General features: G+C 28.9%; 16 protein-coding genes and 1 riboswitch. Of the genes, 2 read left to right on the top strand and 14 right to left on the bottom strand.

Annotated elements, in window-relative coordinates:
- Window positions 1-2: 2 nt before the first annotated feature.
- From KGF46_RS04715 to KGF46_RS04690, 6 genes are all read right to left on the bottom strand, one after another.
- Window positions 3-815, bottom strand: coding sequence for a transketolase (locus KGF46_RS04715; RefSeq protein ID WP_227829233.1), 813 nt, complete (start codon window positions 813-815; stop codon window positions 3-5).
- Window positions 816-906: 91 nt separating this feature from the next.
- Complete coding sequence (locus KGF46_RS04710; RefSeq protein ID WP_227432711.1) at window positions 907-1,938, bottom strand: zinc-binding dehydrogenase; 1,032 nt, start codon at window positions 1,936-1,938, stop codon at window positions 907-909.
- Window positions 1,939-2,991: a galactitol-1-phosphate 5-dehydrogenase gene (locus KGF46_RS04705; protein WP_227432710.1), complete on the bottom strand. Its 1,053-nt coding sequence runs from the start codon at window positions 2,989-2,991 to the stop codon at window positions 1,939-1,941. It lies immediately after the preceding gene.
- A gap of 130 nt (window positions 2,992-3,121) precedes the next feature.
- Window positions 3,122-4,396, bottom strand: a complete 1,275-nt coding sequence (locus KGF46_RS04700; RefSeq protein ID WP_227482790.1) for a PTS galactitol transporter subunit IIC — start codon at window positions 4,394-4,396, stop codon at window positions 3,122-3,124.
- Window positions 4,397-4,453: 57 nt separating this feature from the next.
- Complete coding sequence (locus KGF46_RS04695) at window positions 4,454-4,729, bottom strand: PTS sugar transporter subunit IIB (RefSeq protein WP_021385190.1); 276 nt, start codon at window positions 4,727-4,729, stop codon at window positions 4,454-4,456.
- A gap of 67 nt (window positions 4,730-4,796) precedes the next feature.
- Window positions 4,797-5,255 (bottom strand): PTS sugar transporter subunit IIA, encoded by a 459-nt coding sequence (locus KGF46_RS04690; protein WP_227841403.1) that lies wholly within the window; start codon window positions 5,253-5,255, stop codon window positions 4,797-4,799.
- Between the two features lie 487 nt (window positions 5,256-5,742).
- Between KGF46_RS04690 and KGF46_RS04685 the strand changes: the two genes are divergently transcribed.
- Window positions 5,743-7,221: an arylsulfotransferase family protein gene (locus KGF46_RS04685; protein ID WP_227861818.1), complete on the top strand. Its 1,479-nt coding sequence runs from the start codon at window positions 5,743-5,745 to the stop codon at window positions 7,219-7,221.
- Between the two features lie 507 nt (window positions 7,222-7,728).
- Here the strand turns inward: KGF46_RS04685 and KGF46_RS04680 are convergent.
- The 7 genes from KGF46_RS04680 to KGF46_RS04650 all read right to left on the bottom strand — a co-directional run bounded on the left by KGF46_RS04680 (window position 7,729) and on the right by KGF46_RS04650 (window position 17,676).
- Window positions 7,729-10,653, bottom strand: a complete 2,925-nt coding sequence (locus tag KGF46_RS04680; RefSeq protein ID WP_227861817.1) for a sigma 54-interacting transcriptional regulator — start codon at window positions 10,651-10,653, stop codon at window positions 7,729-7,731.
- Between the two features lie 136 nt (window positions 10,654-10,789).
- Complete coding sequence (fsa, locus tag KGF46_RS04675) at window positions 10,790-11,440, bottom strand: fructose-6-phosphate aldolase (protein WP_003423115.1); 651 nt, start codon at window positions 11,438-11,440, stop codon at window positions 10,790-10,792.
- A gap of 57 nt (window positions 11,441-11,497) precedes the next feature.
- Window positions 11,498-12,070 carry a xanthine phosphoribosyltransferase gene (locus tag KGF46_RS04670; RefSeq protein WP_227861816.1) on the bottom strand — a complete coding sequence of 191 codons (573 nt, stop codon included), beginning with the start codon at window positions 12,068-12,070 and terminating at the stop codon, window positions 11,498-11,500.
- Between the two features lie 187 nt (window positions 12,071-12,257).
- A riboswitch (purine riboswitch) is annotated at window positions 12,258-12,359 on the bottom strand.
- Window positions 12,360-12,465: 106 nt separating this feature from the next.
- Entirely contained in the window at window positions 12,466-13,617 is a 1,152-nt protein-coding gene (locus KGF46_RS04665) for a mannitol-1-phosphate 5-dehydrogenase (protein ID WP_227842202.1), read from the bottom strand.
- Between the two features lie 18 nt (window positions 13,618-13,635).
- Window positions 13,636-14,058, bottom strand: coding sequence for a PTS sugar transporter subunit IIA (locus KGF46_RS04660; protein WP_227432702.1), 423 nt, complete (start codon window positions 14,056-14,058; stop codon window positions 13,636-13,638).
- Between the two features lie 30 nt (window positions 14,059-14,088).
- Complete coding sequence (locus KGF46_RS04655; RefSeq protein WP_227861815.1) at window positions 14,089-16,218, bottom strand: BglG family transcription antiterminator; 2,130 nt, start codon at window positions 16,216-16,218, stop codon at window positions 14,089-14,091.
- A gap of 36 nt (window positions 16,219-16,254) precedes the next feature.
- Complete coding sequence (locus KGF46_RS04650; RefSeq protein WP_227829240.1) at window positions 16,255-17,676, bottom strand: PTS mannitol transporter subunit IICBA; 1,422 nt, start codon at window positions 17,674-17,676, stop codon at window positions 16,255-16,257.
- Window positions 17,677-18,297: 621 nt separating this feature from the next.
- On the opposite strand from KGF46_RS04650, the gene KGF46_RS04645 reads away from it, so the two are divergent.
- Window positions 18,298-19,797 carry an IMP dehydrogenase gene (locus tag KGF46_RS04645; protein ID WP_227829241.1) on the top strand — a complete coding sequence of 500 codons (1,500 nt, stop codon included), beginning with the start codon at window positions 18,298-18,300 and terminating at the stop codon, window positions 19,795-19,797.
- Window positions 19,798-19,874: 77 nt separating this feature from the next.
- On the opposite strand, the gene KGF46_RS04640 is transcribed toward KGF46_RS04645, so the two are convergent.
- Window positions 19,875-21,032, bottom strand: coding sequence for a toxic anion resistance protein (locus KGF46_RS04640; protein WP_227829242.1), 1,158 nt, complete (start codon window positions 21,030-21,032; stop codon window positions 19,875-19,877).
- Between the last annotated feature and the right edge of the window lie 28 nt (window positions 21,033-21,060).

Below are 21,060 nucleotides of genomic sequence, written 5' to 3'. Positions count from 1 at the left end.
TCCTATAGACCTCCTTCTAAATCTTTCAATGCTTGTTCTGCTTGTTCTGCATTTGGAGCTGTTCCATGCCATGCAGCATTGTTTTCCATAAATGAAACACCTTTACCTTTTACAGTCTTAGCTATTATTACTGTTGGTTTTCCTGTAACTTTTTTAGCTTCATCTATTGCATTTCCTATTTCATCAAAACAATGTCCATTTATTACTATTACATTCCATCCAAAAGATTTAAATTTGTCATCTACTGGACTAACATTCATTACTTCTTCATTAGAACCATCTATTTGTAATCCATTTAAGTCAACAAATGCAATTAAGTTATCTAATTTATAATGTGATGCTGTCATTGCAGCTTCCCATACTTGACCTTCTTGGATTTCTCCATCACCTAATATAGTATACACTGTGTAGTCTTTGTTGTCTAATTTACCAGCTAGCGCCATACCATTTGCAGCAGATAAACCTTGTCCAAGAGAACCAGTAGACATATCTATTCCTGCTACTTTTTTCATGTCTGGATGTCCTTGTAACTTAGAACCAAATTTTCTAAGTGTCAATAATTCTTCTTCTGGGAAAAATCCTTTTTCTGCTAATGTAGCATATAAAGCTGGTGCTGCATGACCTTTTGATAGAACAAATCTATCTCTATCATCCATTTTTGGATTTTCTACACATATGTTCATTTTATCAAAATATAACACTGTTAACATATCAGCTATTGATAATGAACCACCTGGATGCCCGCTTTTAGCTTCTGCAACCATTTTTATTATGTTTTTTCTAATATTATTAGAATGATCTCTAAGAGTGCTCATACTTTTTTCCTCCTGTTATTTTTTAAGACCTTACATTTTTTTATCCTACAGTAGATTTTACAATTTTTTTTAAAATAATACAAATGTTTTTTTAAGATTTTACTGCAACTTTTATTTCTTCTCCGTTCATTAAAGCTGTAATACCCTCTTTAAATTCGTCTAAACCAACAGTTCTTGTAACTAATGCTTCTGTATTTACTTTTCCACTAGCCATTAAATCTAATGCTATAATCCAAGAACTTGGTTTTTGTGATCTACTTCCAATATATTGTAACTCTCTTTGAATTATTGCTTCTTGATCCATTTCATTTAGTTTTTTAGCAAATATTCCAACTTGTACGAAAGTTCCTTTCTTTCTAAGTAATCTTAAAGCTTCATTAACTGCTGGCATAAATCCAGAACAATCAAATCCTTTATTTACTCCATTTCCATCAGTCATTTCATTTACTACATCTGCTAGACTTTCTTCCATTACGTTTACAGTTCTATCTACTCCAAGATTTTTAGCTATTTCTAATCTTTCTTTATCTTTTGTAACACCAGACATTATAACTGTAGCACCTTGAGATTTAACAACTTGAGCTAATAATAAACCTATTGGCCCTGGTCCTATTATTAATACTGTATCATCACTTTCTATAGTAGTTTTTTCAAGAGCTGCATGAACACAACAAGCTAGTGGCTCTGTAAGAGCTGCTGATAATAAAGATACATTTTCAGGAAGTACATGTATGCTTTCCTCTCTTGATAATACATACTCAGCAAAACTTCCATCTGCTTGAGTACCAATACCTTTTCTAGTTGGGCATAAATTGTAGTCTTTAGTTGCACAATATATACATTTTTCACAAGTTGCAAAAGTAGTTTCTGATGTAACTCTATCTCCTACTTTTATATTTTTAACATCTTCACCAATTTCTACGACAATTCCAGAAAATTCATGACCTAAAGTTACTGGAGCTTTTATATTTGCATATTCACCTTTAAATGAATGTATATCTGAACCACATATACCACTGTATTCTACTTTTATTTTAACTTTATCTCCTGTAGCTTTTGGCTCTTCTACCTCTAATACTTCTACATTATCATAACCTGGTTTAGTTTTAACTACTGCCTTCATTTATTTTTCAACCCCTTGTGGTAAAATTAATATCTTATTAAATTCTTCTTTTCTATCTCTTATCATTTCAAATGCTTTATAAGTATCTTCAAGTGAAAATCTATGAGATACCATTTCTTTTAATTTTATTTTTCCTTCATTAACTAAAGTGATTCCTTTAGTCCATTCTTGTCCTGGGAATGGTGCAGAATAAGAATTCCAGAAACCTTTTAACTCTAGTTCTTTTCTAAATATATTTTCAAATGCTTCCTCAGATAAAGTTATATCTGAATATGCTATTCCTAAAAATCCTATTTTACTTTTCTTTTTAGTTATAAGTAAACATTGTTCCTGAGTTATTTTAGAACCTGCACATTCAAGTGCTATATCAACACCTTTTCCACCAGTAAGTTCTTTTATTTTTTCTACTGGATTTACATCTTTAGCATTAATTATTATATCAGCACCTAATTCTTTTGATTCTCTTAATTTATTATCAGATATATCAACTGCTATAATTGTTCCAGCTCCTGCTATCTTAAGTCCTTGTATTACTAGTTGACCCATTGTTCCACTACCCATTACAGCTACAGTATCTCCAACTTGGATACCTATATTAAGTACTCCATGCATAGCAACTGCAAGTGGTTCTATCATAGCAGCATCTTCAAAATCCATGTCTCCTATTGGTAAAACATTTGTAGCTTTTATGTTTGCATATTCTGCAAAAGCTCCAAAAGTTTTAGCTCCTAACATACCATGGTCATCACATAATGAAAATAACCCTCTCTTACAATATTCACATTCATTGCAAGGTATAAAAGGAATTGCAACTACTCTATCTCCAACTTTTACATTTTTTACATCCTTACCAACTTCTGCAATTACTCCAGAAAATTCATGCCCTGGTATAGCTGGAACTGGATATTTCCAATGTTTTAATACTCTTGGAGGATCTGACCCACATATTCCTGCTGCCATAACTTTTATTTTTACTTCATCACTTTCACATGGTTTTATTTCTATATCTTCAAATCTCATATCATTTGTGCCATGTAATACTGCTGCTTTCACGATAAATCTCCTCCTTTTGTATTTTGTATTTTTTAAAAATTTATAAAAAATATTACTCTTTTCTAGTAGCTGCTAAATGTTAAATTTTCGCATACTTTACTAAAAAAGAGTAATCTCTATTAACTAAATATTAGAATATTCCAAGTGAAGAAACTAATTGAGATAATTTCAATATTCCCCATTTTAGTAAGTTACCACCTGTATCTATACTTGTAACCATTGTTGTTCCTTCTGGCATCATATTTGCTTGTTGTAATAATTGCGTATGAACATCTGCAAAATTTGTAGCCATATAAAGTGATATAGCTATTACTATAGTTCCTGTTATAACTGATTGAACTATATTACCTTTTCTAAAACATACTATAAATGCCATATAGAATGGTATTGTTGCTAAGTCACCAAATGGTAAAACTTTATTTCCTGGTAATATAACTGCTAAGAATAAAGTTATAGGAACAAGTATAAGAGCTGTTGATATAACTGCTGGATGTCCAGTTGCTACTGCTGCATCTAGACCTATATAAAGTTCTCTATCTCCATATTTTGCTTGTAAGAAATCTCTTATTGATTCTGAAATTGGAATTAAACCTTCCATCAATATTCTAACCATTCTAGGCATAAGTAACATTACTGCACCCATTGATATACCTACATTGAATATTCCTGCTACATCGTATCCAGCAAGCGCTCCAAGTATTATCCCTAGTATAATCCCCATCATCATTGGTTCACCAAATATACCGAATTTTTTTTGTATAGAATCTGGGTCTGCTTGTATTTTATTTATTCCTGGTATTTTTTCAACAAATTTACCTACTAAATATCCAAGTGGAGCAAATGAAGCTGTTGAACCAGTTGGTAATGCTATACCTTCCAAATCATAAAACTCCTGAACATTCTTGGCTGTTTTTTCTGCAATAAATAGTACTAATAATTCCATTAATATCGCACAGAATATAGCCCAGATATAACTTCCTGTTACTATATATCCAACTGCACCTGCTACTATAAAGTGCCAATAATTCCATATATCAACGTTTAATATCTTTGTTTTATTGAAGTATAATAATAGTAAGTTTACTAATAAACAAACTGGTATTAATATTGGTGCAACTGGTGAAGCCCATGTTGCTGATGCTGTTGTTGGCCAACCAACATCTATTACTGTTAAATTAAGTCCAAATCTCTCAACCATTCCTTGAGCTGCTGGCCCTAGTGTTGAAGTTAATAGGTTTACAACTAAGTTTATACCCACAAACCCTATACCAATTGTAAGACCTGATTTTAAAGCTTTTGTAAACTTAATTCTAAATATCATTCCTAAGACTACAATTGTTATTGGTAGTATTACTGTTGGTCCCATATTTAAAATATACTGTACTACTGCTAATAATTTATCCATTTATAAATCCTCCTTTTTCTGTTTTTTAAATATGATTTCAATTTATTTATGCTAGGATTATTTTAAAGCATCTAGTATTTTCTTATCTAATGCTGCTGTATTTACTCCAGTTATATATGCTGTTGCTTTTATTGCTGGTATATTATAAGTTGTTGGTAATATAGTTGTTGATACTATTAAATCTGCTCCATCTTGCTTTGTTGCACATTCAGCTATTTTGCATTGTATAACTTCTGCTTGTATATTATTTTCTTTAACTAATCTTTCTACCTTGTCACAAACTACTGTTGATGTTGCTATTCCTGCTCCACATGCTACTAATATTTTTTTCATTTTTATTTCCTCCTAATAATTTTTATTTTCTTATTTTTATTGTTAGTACTTTTTATTCTTTTATTTTTTATAAAGACTTTATTGTCTTTAAAACTTCTTCTTTATCAGTAGAATCCATTAGCTTCTCAACTAATTCTTTATTTTGCATAATCCCCATCAATTCTGTTAATACAGATAATTGACTGTGCGGTTGATTAAGCCCCAAAACGAAAGCCAAATTTACAGATACTTTTTCATCTTGGTCTTCCATAGAACTAAATACTACTGGTTCATTAAAAGTACAGACTGCTATAAATTGTTCTTTAATATATTCTGCATCTGTATGTGGTATTGCTACTCCATAATCACCTAAGTTTAAGCCTGTTGGAAATACATTTTCTCTTCCTAGTATTTTTTCTCCAAATTCTTCTTTTACAAAGCCTAATTCAAAAACTTTATTATGTATTTCCTTAAAGAAATCTTCTTTTGTTTTACAATCCATTTTAAGGTTTATAACTTTATCACTTACAAAATTTATAAACTCCATATTTGCACCTCCTAATTGCTCTTATCTCATATCTTGTTTTCTTGTCTTTATATAAAGCATATACCGTGCCAAAAAGTGGCTTTTTTTGTGAAATAAAAGAAAACATTTTCCCAAAAACAATGTTCAATTGTAGGATTTTAGCCAACTTTCATAGATAAATTTTTTTTAATTTTTATTTTAATTTTTACTTGTTAAGCACTTAACTATCCATATATTTTTTTATTTTCGTGGTTTTTTTTGTTACAGGAATGGTTTTTTTATTTTTTATGAATGGTTTTTTCTGTTTCTTAGCTATTTTATAAAATTATTCAATCCAAATAGCATTAATTTTCATATTTATTGTTTAGTTATTTTACTGTGAATGAATTTTCATGTAATTGTCTAGCAAAATTCACGTTATGCATAATTAAATTCATAGTATGTTTTTATTTATATAATAAAATCAATATGAAAATATAAAAAACTTAATATGAAAAGGGGATTAAGAATGAAAAGAAAAAATTTATTAAAGGTAGTATTTTTATGTAGTATTTTATTTGTTTCTGGTATTTTCGTAAAACAAGTCTTTGCATCTCAAAGTAATTCGAAAAAAACACTTAATATAACTGTAAATGGTTATGATGTAACACTATCTAAGGAAGGGATTTTTAATAGTCAAAACGTAAAGCAACTTAATTCAACAAATCAAAATAGTATAACAATAAAAAATCCTAAAAGTGTAAACAGTGTCAAAATAGATGATAAAGAAATTAATGTAAATGATAAATCTACTTTTAAATTGAAAGAAATCAACAGCTCTTCTAAGGTAAAAATATCTGTAATGTATAATGGTGAAAACTCATATAGAAATTATTATATAAACTCTCTTTCAAAAGATTTTCCAAAGTATACTGTTACTGCAAACAGCCCTTATGATGGTGATTATTATCTTACTACACACAATGAAGAACATAATTTTGTATTTAAATTAAATAACCAAGGAAATATAATTTTTTACAAGGAAGTCGAATCAAATCCTTTTGATTTTAAAAAAATAACTACAGATGATGGTAAAGTTAGATATGGATATTTACTTCAAGATAAAGACTCAACAAAGCGAATAAGTTCTGTTGGATACTCACCAACATATCTTGTAATATTAGATGAAAATTATAATGAAATAAATAAAATTACTATGGAGAAAAGTAAAAACATAGAATCTGGTACTGAGTTAGAAAACCATGACTTTATATACATAGATGATAATCACTATATTGTTTCTAGTTATCAAAAGACTAAGGCGACAAATATTCCTTCAAAATTGAGTAAAGGAAATTCTCCTTATGTAGTAAATAGTGTATTACAAGAAATAAAGGATGGAAAAGTTGTATGGCAATGGGAAAGCATTGACCATGAAAATCTATATGCAGAAAGTGTTGAACAAAATAATTTTAGCGAAAAAAGTGATACATCCTTAGATTATGTACATTTTAATTCTATGACTATCGACCCAAAAGACGGAAATCTAATCTGCTCATTTAGAAATTTAGATGAAGTTATTAAATTAGATAGAAAAACAGGAGAAATTATTTGGACTTTAGGAGGATTGGGTGATGAGTTTGATTTAACAGATAATCAAAAGTTCTCAAGACAACATAATGCTAGAATTACAGATGATGGATATATAACTTTATATGATAATGGTGTAAAAAATAAATCTACAAGAGTTATTAAAATAAAATTAGATGAAGAAAATAAAAAAGTTACTGAATATCACTCATATAACATAAATGACTACTACAAATATATGGGGTCAGTTCAAGAAATAGATAGTGAAAAAGATGTGTTTTTAGTTGGAACTGGTGGAAAGGCTGGAGAAGAACAAGACTTAGTGGCTATGGAAAAAGATTTTTCTAATGATAAAGTTTATTTTAAGTTTTCATTCAAAAGTGGTGAAAGCATGTATAGATGTTATAAAATCAAGTAGCACATATTTAGAAAATATAAATCTCTAAAATATACAATAAATCCTGCAATAACAATGAAAATGTCCATGTTTACCTGCAGGATTATTCATTTTTCATCAATCAGTATTTTTTATAAAACTCACACTTCCTTTAGTTTTCTTCCCTGTAGCAGTAATTTTATATGTTCCACTTTCATCAACCTTTACTTGAAATGTACTTGTCTTGAGATTCTTCCCTTAGAAAACAGGCTTTTTATCATCTTCTTGTATGAAATTATTTTCTAAATAATTATGATGACCACTCTGTAATTTTTTAACATAATAACTTATCCTTATTATATCTTCTATATTTTAGTTTTAAAATAGTTTATATATTCTATTTATCAATAAAGAAGGCTAATCCTATAAAATCATATAAATCAATTTCATAGAATTAGCCTTATATCAAGTAATTAACTACTTAGCAATTAAATAATTTTAAATTTTATACTAAAGCAAATTTTTTGTGTCTATCTTTTCTATACTTAGTTAACTTAATATCTTTTTTATTTCGTTTTTATCTTCAGTATTTAATAAAACTTCTAAAGTATGTTGGTCATTAATCTTTGAAAATAAGCTTCGTATTTCTTTCTTATTATTTTCTTTAAGTGCCAGTAGTACCACTAAATCTACCATAAATTTATTGTCCCATACTATGGGCTTATTTAATCTTGCTATAGCTATTGCTGGCTTTATAACATTTTCTGGAAGTCCATGTGGTACAGCAACTTTTGAAGCCATTACAACACTTCCCATAGCCTCTCTTTTATACACACTTAATATATATTTTGAGTCTACATACCCACCTTCTTCAAGCTTTGATACAAGAGTATCGATTATATACTCCTTTGAGATTCCTTCAAAATCATATAAAATCAAATCTTCATGTATTAAATTATTCAATTGATTATCGCTACTCAAAGATGGTTGTTTATTATTTAAATGTTCTAATACCTTGTTAATTCCATTTTTTCCAAGTACCTCATTATAAGAAATAAAAGGTACATTTTTATAATCTATATCAATTGTGCCACAAATAGCAATAATATTATATTCAGCTTCAATGTCATTTAATTCATCTTCTAAATTGTTATTTAAAAAAGCAATTGGCTTTACTTCAATTGAAGCATCATATTCCTCAATTTGCTTTTCTATATGTTCCTTTAAGTTTAAAGCTGTGCCTACCCCACTTAAACATAATGTAATAATTACATTTTTCTTTCCATATTCATTTTTTCTATAACTAAATTTATTTGTGTTTACCATAGCATAATTTTTATTTTTCTTTAAATCCGCTATTATACCATCTAAACTTTTTCCTTCAATTGTAGCCAATTTTCCTGCTTCCATTGCTAATAATGTATCCACCCTATTTACAGTCTTGCATCTAATACCAAGTCTTTTTTCAACCTCATCACCAAGGATTACTAAAGAACCCATATCAATTAGAACTAAAATTCCTTTTTGTGCTTCTATCTTTTTAAGTTCTTCTAATACATGTTCTATTCCTTCTGATGGTGAATCTGTAAGTGCTATTTCTATACCCAATGTACATTCTATACCAAGGATATGATTTACAACATTAGACATTTCAATTCCAACCTTACCATGTGTAACTATAACTACTTTTACTTTATCTTTTATACTTTCTTCATTGTAACAAAATTTATTTATATAATATGCTAAATATCCAAGTTCATCCTCTGGGAATGTAACTTGTGTTAAATCTTCCACTATTCCCATTACATATCTGGATAATTCATATTCCATTGGCATTGATGCTTTTATCTTATCCAAACTTGGATTTATTATAGTTTTTCCATCTTTTATTCTATCTATAGCATGCTCAATATGAATCGCTAAAGCTAAATACAACCCTTGATTTACATGTTTAAATTGCTCTTTAATAAATACAATTACTTTGTCCATTATCTCTAGTGTGTATTCTTTTAACTGTCCTCCCCAATCTATTCGACTTCTTCTATCAGACAAGTTTTTATTGTTTTTAATAGCATTAAATTTATTATCTAATTTTTCTATAAATGCATTTTTTAATTCTTCTTCTGAAAAACACTTACTTTCTAGAACCTTCAATTCTTTTTCTGCATAATTGTATATTTCACTTATCTCATTATCAGACAAAATTCTATTTTTTCCACTTACTAACTCACTAATATCTATATATATATCTTCAACTGAAAACTCAGAATACTTTTCATCTTCACAATTACAATCATAATATCCACTTTTTATATAATCTCTTAAGCTATCTAAATCTATAATTACCTTGTCACTAGAAAATATTGCCTTACTAAAAGCTCTAGCACAAGTTACTTGTATATCACTCTTTAACTGCCCTATATTCCCAGTACATTTATAATTCATAAGTGCACACATCACTTCTTTAGTTATTATAAAGTTTTTATTTACTCTTTTTGCTTCTCTTTCAAAGAATTTTATTATTATTTCATATCTTTCAGATTTCGGTCTTTCACTCATATTAGGTAAATTTATTACCATTGGTATACGTCTTCTAAATGTTTGAAGTAAATTAGAATCTGGATTTTCTGTTGTAGCACTTATTATGAGAACATTTGCCTTTCTATTAGAACTACTCTCTCCTAATCTCCTAAATTCACCTCTATCTATTAAAGAAAATAATATCTCTTGACCAGCAGCAGGTAATCTATGAATTTCATCCAAAAACAAAATTCCATTATTGGCTTGCTCTACAAGACCCTCTCTATTTGCATCTGCTCCTGTGTATGCACCTTTTACTACTCCAAATAGCTGAGCTATCAATAGGTTAGGATTTTCTGCATAATCTGCACAGTTAAATACTATGAATGGACTATTTTCTTCTTTGATATTATTTTTCACAGCATATTTGTACATACATGTAGCTAACTCACTCTTACCTACACCTGTTTCCCCATATATTATAGTATGAAGACCATTAGGAGGATACATTATTGCTGATTTAGCTAGGTTTACTTTCTCTTTCAAACTACCTTTTATACCTATTAATTCTTCAAACCCATCCTCTTCTACAGCCTTACTAACTTTTACATGCTTTCCAGAGGATACTAGTTCTTTATCTTTTATTTCAGCTTTCGGTTGGCTTAAATTTTCTTCTTTTAGTAATTTTGATACTGCACTTCTTGATATATTATAGCCATTTTCGGTTAAAATTTCAGTTATTTTTCTTTCAGACATTTGTGGATTCTCATTTACAATCTTAGATATATCTTTTATTAAGATTTGTTTTCTTCTTTCTCTTGAATCTAAAATATTATGTTTTTTTCTAACTGCTATTACTTCAGACCTAGCTACATTTAATATTTCAGCAAGTTCTTGGTCAGTGTATGGATTTTTCTTGTCTTCTCTTTGTATCTCTCTTAATATTTTATCCATATTTCGCCTCCTTACTTTAAATTTTAGTTTATTTCAATATATTATACACCAAAATAAGACTAGGCAAAATAGCCTAGCCTTATTGCTTAGAATTTCCATAAGAACTTCTCTTATACTTATAATCATATTTCTATAATTATAATTTTAAAGAAGCACCTTCCCAATCCTTCATAAAGCTATCTATTCCTTTGTCTGTCAAAGGATGCTTAATCATTTGGTTTATAACTTTAAGAGGAACTGTTGCTATATCTGCTCCCATTCTAGCAGCTTGTAAAACATGTATTGGATTTCTAACACTAGCAACTATTATTTGAGCCTCAATACTATTTACACTAAATATGTCAACAATTTCTTCAATTAAATCAAGACCATTTTGTGATATATCATCTAATCTTCCAACAAAAGGACTTACATATGTAGCTCCAGCTCTAGCAGCTAAAAGAGCTTGTCCAGCAGAGAATATAAGTGTAACATTAGTTTTTATACCTTTACTAGATAGTACTTTTACTGCCTTTAAACCTTCTGCTGTCATAGGTATTTTTATAACTATATTTTTATGTATCTTAGATAATTTTTCTGCTTCTTCTATCATACCCTTGTGCTCTAAACTTATTACTTCTGCACTTATCGGCCCATCTACTATCTCACTAATTTCTTTAACTACTTCTATAAAATCTCTACCTTCTTTAGCTATTAGAGATGGATTTGTAGTCACTCCACATATTACACCTAAATCATTTGCTTCTTTTATTTCTTCAATATTAGCTGTGTCTATAAAAAATCTCATTTAAAAAATCCTCCATAATTAGAATATGTGCTAAACACAAGTATATAATATCATAAATTATCTAAATTTTACAGTTCCATTATCTATAGATTCAACTACTGCTAAAGATTCTAATCTTACATCATTGGCCTTTAAAAGTGCTCCTCCAGCTTGGAATCCTTTTTCAATAACAATCCCTACTCCAACTAAGCTTGCATTTGCTTGCTCAATTAAATCTTTAAGCCCAAGAGCTGCCCTTCCATTAGCTAAAAAATCATCTACTATCAATATGTTTTCACCTTCGTTTATATACTTTTTAGAAACTTTTACTGCATATTCTTTTGCCTTAGTAAATGAATATACATTAGTTTCATACACATCTTTATCTAAATTTTTAGATTCTGATTTTTTTGCAAAAACTACAGGCGCATTATCAAAGTATTGTGAAACAATTGATGCTATAGCTATCCCTGAAGCCTCTATTGTAAATATTTTATCCACTTTTTCTCCACTAAATCTCTCTTTAAACTCTCTTCCTATTTCATTTAAAAAAGCTACATCAATTTGATGATTTAAAAAACTATCAACTTTTAGTATATCATTTCCTGAAACACTACCTTCTCTTAATATCTTTTCCTCTAAAGCCTTCATTGTACTCCCACCTAAACCTTTCTAAATTATATTAATCTTAATAAAAAAAATTATATTCTCTTTAATTTTACTATCTACATTGCTTGTATTTTATCTTAGAATACTAAAAAAGCTCCTGTCTATATCATAGACAGGAGCTTAAAATTCAAAGTAACCAACTTAATATATAATTTAAAATAAGTATAAACTATATCATCTTCACTCCTGTAGTTAAGCTATTATTGGTAGCTTAGTAGAAACATTTGAACCATATTATCAAAAGTATACAGGTAAACATATTAATTTATTCTTTTTAATTATATATTATAATTCTCTATTATTCAACAAATAATTCAGACTGTGTAGAATAAAACATTCATTAGTTACTTGACAAAATCCAACCTTTTTAAGTAAACTTATAGATTTTCCATAAAGATATAACTTTTTTCTATATTATCTAGAAGTACTTCATCATTGTTTATATTAGCTATTTTAGCAATAGCTTTTTTTACTCCATTAGACTTTATTAGTTCTTGCAATTCTACACTTTGAGCATCTTCACTATTATTATAATGAAGTGCTGCACCTATTCCAAGAATTAAATTATCAACTGTTAAACCATATGATTTTGCTGTCATTAGAGGCTTAATCAATCTGTCTTTATCGCTTAATTTTCTAAGTGGCTCTCTTCCAACTCTGACTACATCATCATTAAGATATGGATTTTTAAATCTGTTTAAAATCTTATCAATATATTTATAATGTGCTTCGGAATCAAAATTATATTTTTTGATTAATCCTTCTCCACTTTCTGTCATTGCATTTTTCACTATATTACAAATATATTTGTCATTTATACTTTCTTCTATTGTTTTGTATCCTTTTAAGTACCCTATATAAGCAGTTATAGCATGGCCTGTATTTAGTGTAAACAACTTACGTTCTATATAAGCCATAAGGTTATCAGCTAAATTCATTCCAACTATATTAGGTATTTCTCCTTTAAATCCTTGCTTTTCAACATTCCACTCATAAAAATTTTCAACGGTTACATCAAGAGGATTCTCATTTTTACCAGGAGGAACTATTCTATCAACTGAACAGTTAGGGAAACCAATATATTTCTCTAAATAGTCTGCTTCTTCTTTATTTAGACACTTAAGTATTTCCTCTTTTAAAGAAGAACTTGCATATATCGCATTTTCACAAGCTATTATATTTAAATTATTTGTTAATCCTTTTTCTTTTCTAGTTTTTATACCTCTAGCAATTGTAGGTGCTATTTTAGTTAAAACTAAAGGACCAACTGCTGTGGTTATTATTTCAGCTTCTACAATCTCGTCTATTATTTCTTCTTTTATAGATGAAACTGCACTTATATTATCAATTACTTCATCTACACATTCTACATCTCTTATATGTATAGTATATTTTTTATCTTTATTTATTGAATTTAATATTTCTTCATTAACATCAGCAAATACAACATGATAACCTGACTTAACTAACAAACCTCCAATAAATCCTCTCCCAATATTTCCTGCTCCAAATTGGATTGCCTTTTTCATTTTAAGTTCCTCCTAAGATTAGTTGGCAAAAGCTTCCATAAAAGCTTGTTTGTCATTTGAATTTTTTAGTCTCTCTGTTAAATCATCATCTAAAACTATTGCTATATTCGATAGTATCTCTAAATGCTCATCTCCAACACCAGCTATTCCTATTAATAAATATGCCTTTTCTCCATCAAAGTCTATACCATTAGGGAATTGTAGTATCACTATTCCAGAAGATAATATTTCTTTTTTCGCTTCATTTACACCATGTGGAATAGCGACACCCATTCCCATATATGTAGTCATTACCTTTTCTCTCTCCAACATTGCTGGTATATATTCTTCTTTTACATATCCATTTTCAAATAATTTTCTTCCTGCTAAAGTTATAGCTTCTTCCTTTGAAACACTATCTAATCCTAAAAATATATTATTCTCATTTAATACTTTACTCATAATATCAACCTTCCTTTTTTAATGTAAATTTTATTTATCTATTAATGTTCTTAATTTATTTGTATAAAAATTAAAAACTATACCTTTTATTTCTAATGTTATCTCTTGTATAGAAAATTTGTTTATTTTATTAGTAAAAACAAAATTATCTATTAATGAGCCACTTATTTCACTCATTATTTGTCTTTGATAACTTGGTGAATTTTTAGGAAGTAACATAAAAACCACATTTTCAATTTCTTCCTTGGAATTTAGTTTTATGTTATTTTCTAATCTTATTATTGCTAACTTCATAATATCTATTCTTTCACTCATACAATGTAATAATAAAATCCTTGATTCTTCTATATATGGAATTGATATTTTTAATCTTTCTTCTAAGGATTCTTTTATAGATATTACATCTTCACTAGATTCTACAAATATTTTTGATGAATCCATAATAAGTTCATCTAAGTTTTTACTTTTAAATTTTTTAAATTGAATTTCATCTAAAAACTTAAGAATATCTCTTCCTATGTTCATACTTTCTATTATCTGTTCATATACTTTATTTTTATTTTTAGTATCATCTTTTACTTTTAAATCCATTAATTTGTTTTGAGCTATAGACTTTATTTTTTCTTTGATTATCAACTCATCATCTGAACTCATAAATGGACCTACACATATATAATCTAAGTTTGTATTTAGTTCCACTGTAGATACAATTAAATCGACTTCTTTTTCTTTTAAATATTCTTCATCTATGTTTATAGCTGAAATAGTTTCAAGTATATTTAGATTGGGAAATTTATTTTCAATTTTAGTGGATAAAAACCTTGAAGTACCTATTCCAGTTGGACATGCTACAACAATATTCAGATTAGTATACATCATTAGATTTTTTTCTATGGCTGATGCAAAATGCATTGCAATATATCCTATTTCAGATTCAGGTATTGAATTTATATTTAGCTTATCTTTTATGATTTTAGAAATTTTTTCAACTCCATTATAAGCATATGAATACTTAGTTTTTATTTCATCTAAAAGAGGATTTCTTATTTCTAATCCCATATTCAATCTGTTTATAGAAGGTCCCAGGTGGTTTGCTAGGTCTTTAAATAATCTTTCATCATTTTTAAGACTTATCTTAAATTCATCTTCTGCTAAATCTATCATTTTATTTGTAATGTCCATCACTTCTATATCATCTAAGTTTAACTCTTTATGACTTGAAGATGACCTTTGCTTTGCACCTCTAATATGCATAGTTATATATCCAACTTCATCTAATGGTATATCCATACTAAAATCAACTGCCATACCTTTTACGATTTCTTGCGCTAATTTAAACTCTTCGGTTAAAGATAATTCCTTTAGAAAATCATTCTCCATGGTTATATTCTCACCATTTTTTATCCTCTGTAAAGCTAGTGAAATATGAACTACAAGACCTATATATGCACTATCAGCTAAATTTACATCTAATTCAGAAAGCTTCTTTGTTAATGTACTTTCAACTTTTCTTATTATGCACTTGTCCATTAAATTTAAAAGTCTATTTTCACTTAAAATTTCTATTGCTTTATCAGTTTGTATATTCTCACTTATATTTCTAACCATGTCCAATATTTCTTTTTCATTAAATGAGTCATATATAAGGTTTACATATGCTTCTCTAAAGTTTTTTTCCTGACCTTTGAGATACACACCAAGCCCTGGTTTTCTAATAAGCTCAATATCAAATCTTTCTAACCATTCACTTGCTAATATAAAATCATTGTTTAGTACCCCTTCAGATACCTTTAATATTTTTGCAAAGTAATAAGATTTTACTGGCTCATTAGAAACTAGTAGCTTTGATAATATAATTAAATTTCTTTCTTCTTTACTGTATTCTTTTTCTATTTTTTCTTCTTCTAACAACTCAATGATAAAATTTTGATTTTCTATATTTTCTTCTAAAATCAAACCTACACCTGGTTTTTTTACAAAATTAAAATCATTTTCATCAAACCATTTTTCAATTCCTGACATATCTCTAAGTACAGTTCTTGAGCTTAGCTCTAACTCTCCTGCAATCTCAGAAATGGTTATTGGAATATTCTTTTTAGAATTTTCTACTATCATGAGTATTATCTTTTTTTGTCTGGATGTAATCTTCTTTTTTTTCAAATTTATCCACTCCTAATCAGTGGTACTTTTTATTTTTTATTTAGATTCTAATCTTTTAAACAGTATATCTAAATTTGGGTCATTTAAAAAGTTATTTATTGAGACTATCTCAACATTTGAATTATTTTTGGCAACTCTTTCAACTAATGTATTGTGAGTTACTACTATTTGTGTATCATCTGGAAGATTATCAACAGATGAGTTTGTAATTTCTATATCTAAATTTAAGTTTTTTATTCTATTTTTAAATCTAGAAGCTCCCATTGCACTAGAACCCATTCCTGCATCACATGCAAACACAATCTTCTTAATTTCATTTAATTCAAGTTGCTTTTCTTCAACTTTTTTATCCGAACTTTTGCTTGCAGATTTCATATCACTCATCTTTGCTTTAGCTTCTTCTAAAGTACCATCTTCTTCACTTTGATTTGCTGAAGCTCTCTTAACAAATGGTGCTGCCACTAAGAATGATACAGCTGTCGCAACTGCAACCCCTGCTAATACTGGAAGTAATCCTCCTTTTGGTGCTAGTGCCATAAGTGCAAATATACTTCCTGGTGATGGTGCTGCTACAAGTCCAGCTCCTAATATTGAAAAAGTTAATATTCCTGCTGCTCCACCTGCCATTGTAGCTAATATTAAAACTGGATTCATTAATATATATGGGAAGTAAATTTCATGGATACCACCAAGGAAATGTATTATTACTGCTCCTGGGGCTGATTGTTTTACACTTCCTCTACTAAACATCCAATATGCTAATAGAACACCTAATCCTGGTCCAGGGTTACTTTCTAATAAGAACATTATAGATTTACCTGCTTCTTTTGCTTCAGCTATACCTATAGGACCTAATATACCATGGTTTATTGCATTGTTTAAGAACAGTACCTTTCCAGGTTCTATAAATACTGAGACTAAAGGTAATAAACTTTTACTAACTATAAATTGCACTCCTGATTCTATAAGAGCTGTACCTGCTACTATAGCTGGTCCAATTGCATAAAAACCTAATATTGCAAGAAGCATACCTATTATACCTATTGAAAAGTTATTTACTAACATTTCAAATCCTGTTGGTATTTTTCCATCTACAAGTTTATCAAACTTCTTGATTACCCATCCTGCAAATGGGCCCATTATCATTGCACCAATAAACATTGGTATATCAGCTCCAACGATTACTCCCATAGCTGCTGCTGCACCTATTACTCCCCCTCTTTGTCCTGCTATAGCTTTACCACCAGTATATGCTATCAACAGTGGTAAAAGATATTTTATCATTGGATCGCCTATAGTGCTTAATTTTTCATTTGGCATCCATCCTGTTGGTATAAATAATGCTGTTATAAGACCCCATGCTATAAAAGCTCCTATATTTGGCATTACCATACCACTTAAAAATTTACCTACTCGCTGTATAGATGTCTTTATTGTCGATTGATTAGAACTGCTCATAATTTTACCTCCATTTGAATTATATTCTATATCGATATGATTCCCTTTTGTTATACTTTTATTATAGAGTTTATATTTTATAGTAACAACTTTAAGAAATCGTTTCTATGTCACTTACGATAATGACATTTTTCATTTTAGTTTTTGTTTAATTTTATTTATGTAGTATTTTAGAATATCAATCTTTATAAATAATACTATATTTATAAAGTACTTGTGTATTTGATGAATATCATAAAACCTTATACAAAAGTGATTAAGAATTTTACGAAATAAATTTTTTAGGGATACTTTTGGACATACTAATATAGATTTAATTAATTTATACTTTCAATAAAAAATGCTCTATACCCAATATTAGTAACAGGAGTATATAAACATAATGCAAGAGATTATATACTAAGAATTAACTTCAAATTAGCTACTACATTAAATAAAACCTTATTTAATATACAGTTTGATTGTGTAAAGCAACATATATTAAACAAATTCAGTTAAAATAGTTTAAATTTTTCAAAAATCTCAATATCTGACAAAATACTTTAATAAAATTAAAGAATAAGTTATAATTAATACTATCAATTATAATAAAGTATAAAAATATTAAGGAGTGATTAAAAAATGGCGTTTTATTTTGATACACCATCGCATACTTTCAGTGAGTACCTACTTGTACCAGGTTTCTCTTCTATTGATTGTATACCTGCTAATGTAAGTTTAAAAACACCTGTTACTAAATTTAAAAAGGGCGAGGAAGCAGATATTCATATGAATATACCTTTAACTTCTGCTATTATGCAATCTGTTTCTGATGACAAGATGGCTATTGCGCTTGCTAAAGAAGGCGGTATCTCATTTATATATGGTTCTCAAACTATTGAAAGTGAAGCTGCTATGGTAGCACGTGTTAAATCTCATAAGGCTGGATTTGTTGTGAGTGATTCAAATATTAAACCTGACAATACATTAAAAGACATACTTGAACTAAAAGAAAAAACTGGACATTCTACGGTTGCTGTTACTGAAGATGGTACTTCAACTGGTAAATTATTAGGTATTGTTGCGAGTCGTGATTATCGTATAAGTCGTATGGATTTAGATACTAAAGTTAGTGAATTTATGACTCCTATGTCATCCATAGTTTATGCTAACAAAGATGTTACTTTAAAAGAAGCAAACAATATTATATGGGACCATAAGCTTAATTCTCTTCCTGTACTTGATGATAATGGTAATCTTGTATATATGGTGTTCCGTAAAGATTACTCTTCTCATAAAGAAAATCCACTTGAACTTTTAGATTCTTCTAAAAGATATGTAGTTGGAGCTGGTATCAATACTAGAGACTTTGCTGAGCGTGTTCCTGCTTTAGTTGAAGCTGGTGCTGATGTTTTATGTATAGACTCTTCAGAAGGTTTTTCTGAGTGGCAAAAGATAACTCTTGATTTTATTCGTGAAAAATACGGTGATACAGTTAAGGTTGGAGCTGGGAATGTAGTTGACCGTGAAGGATTCCTTTACCTTGCTGAAGCTGGTGCTGACTTTGTTAAAGTTGGTATTGGTGGTGGTTCTATATGTATCACTCGTGAGCAAAAAGGTATAGGACGCGGACAAGCTACTTCTATAATTGAAGTTGCTCAAGCTAGAGATGAATACTTTGAAAAAACAGGTATTTACATTCCAATTTGTTCTGATGGTGGTATTGTTTATGACCATCATATAACTTTAGCTTTAGCTATGGGTGCTGATTTTATAATGCTTGGTAGATATTTCTCTCGTTTTGATGAGAGTCCAACTAATAAGGTTAATATAAATGGTAGTTACATGAAAGAATATTGGGGAGAAGGTTCTGCACGTGCTAGAAACTGGCAAAGATATGACCTTGGTGGAGATAAGAAACTTTCTTTTGAAGAAGGTGTTGACTCTTATGTTCCTTATGCTGGTTCTTTAAAAGACAATGTGACACTTTCTCTAAGTAAAGTTCGTTCTACTATGTGCAACTGTGGTGCTCTTAGTATTCCTGAACTTCAAAAAAATGCTAAGCTAACACTTGTATCTTCTACTAGTATAGTTGAAGGTGGAGCTCATGATGTTATGCTAAAAGATAACAGAAACTTATAATATAAATAAAAGTGTAGTTAATTGTAAAACAATCAACTACACTTTTTATTTTAATATAAGTTATTATTTATAAGTTATTATTTAACTGTAAATTCAAGAAGCTTACTTTTTAGTTCACTTTCTATTTTTGATAATTCAACTTCTGCTTCTTGTCTCTTTATTCTACCATCATTTTGTATCTTAACTACTTCATCAATAGTTGATATTAAAGATTGATTAGTTTTCTTAATTGTATCTATATCTACAATGCCTCTTTCTGATTCTTTAGCTGTTTCTATTGTTCCCATTTTCAATGTTTCTGCATTCTTTAGTAGAAGTTCATTTGTCATGTTACTAACTTCACGTTGTGCTTTCATAGCTTGATTCAAATGAGATATTCCAAGAGCAAGTACTATTTGATTTTTCCATAATGGAATAGTATTTACTATAGTAGATTGAATTTTTTCTGCCATTAGATTATTGCTATTTTGAACCAATCTTATCTGTGGAGCCATTTGAAGTGACACCATTCTAGTTAATTCTAAGTCATGAATCTTCTTTTCAAATCTGTCACAAAGTGAAACCATATCATTTACAGATTGAGCATCTTCTGTTGAACCAGACAGACTTGCTTTTTCTCTTAATTTTGGCATCTCAAGTTCTTTCATATCTTTTAGCCTTTGTTTCCCTGCTATAATATACATTGTAAGCTCTTTTGAATAAGCTAAGTTTAATTCATACATTTTATCAAGCATTGCTATGTCTTTCAATATTTTAACTTGATGCTTTTGAAGTTCTTTACTTACTTTGTCTACATTTACTTCTGCACTATCATACTTAGTTTTTAAATTTGAAATTTTATTATTTGCCTTTTTAAAAATCCCTAAAAAACCACCTTGTTCTTTTTCATCAGCTGAAAATGATTTTAAATCAGTAACTAGATTTGTAAGCATATCACCAACTTCGCCTAAATCTCTAGTTTTAACACTCTTTAAAGCGGTTTCCGAAAATCCTGCTACCTTTTTTTGAGCCCCAGCTCCATATTGCAAAATCATATTTGTATTTGTAATATCTATTTTTTCTGCAAACTCTTTTACCATTTTACGTTCAGCTTCTGATAGTTTTTCTTCTTCTGGGTCTTTTTCATTCTTTTTCATTAATAGGTCAGAATTATTTATATCATTTGTTTTTGTTTCTTCACCAAATGGGTCAAGTGTCAGTGTTGGCATAACTGGTATATCATCTAAATTATTCATCCTATACTTCTCTCCTCTTCCTTCATAA

Origin of the sequence: Clostridioides sp. ZZV14-6153 (genome assembly GCF_020657855.1) — a bacterium.
Classification (GTDB): Bacteria; Bacillota; Clostridia; order Peptostreptococcales; family Peptostreptococcaceae; genus Clostridioides.
The sequence above is the reverse complement of the archived record's forward strand: the minus strand, read 5'-3'. Positions and strand labels throughout refer to the sequence as shown.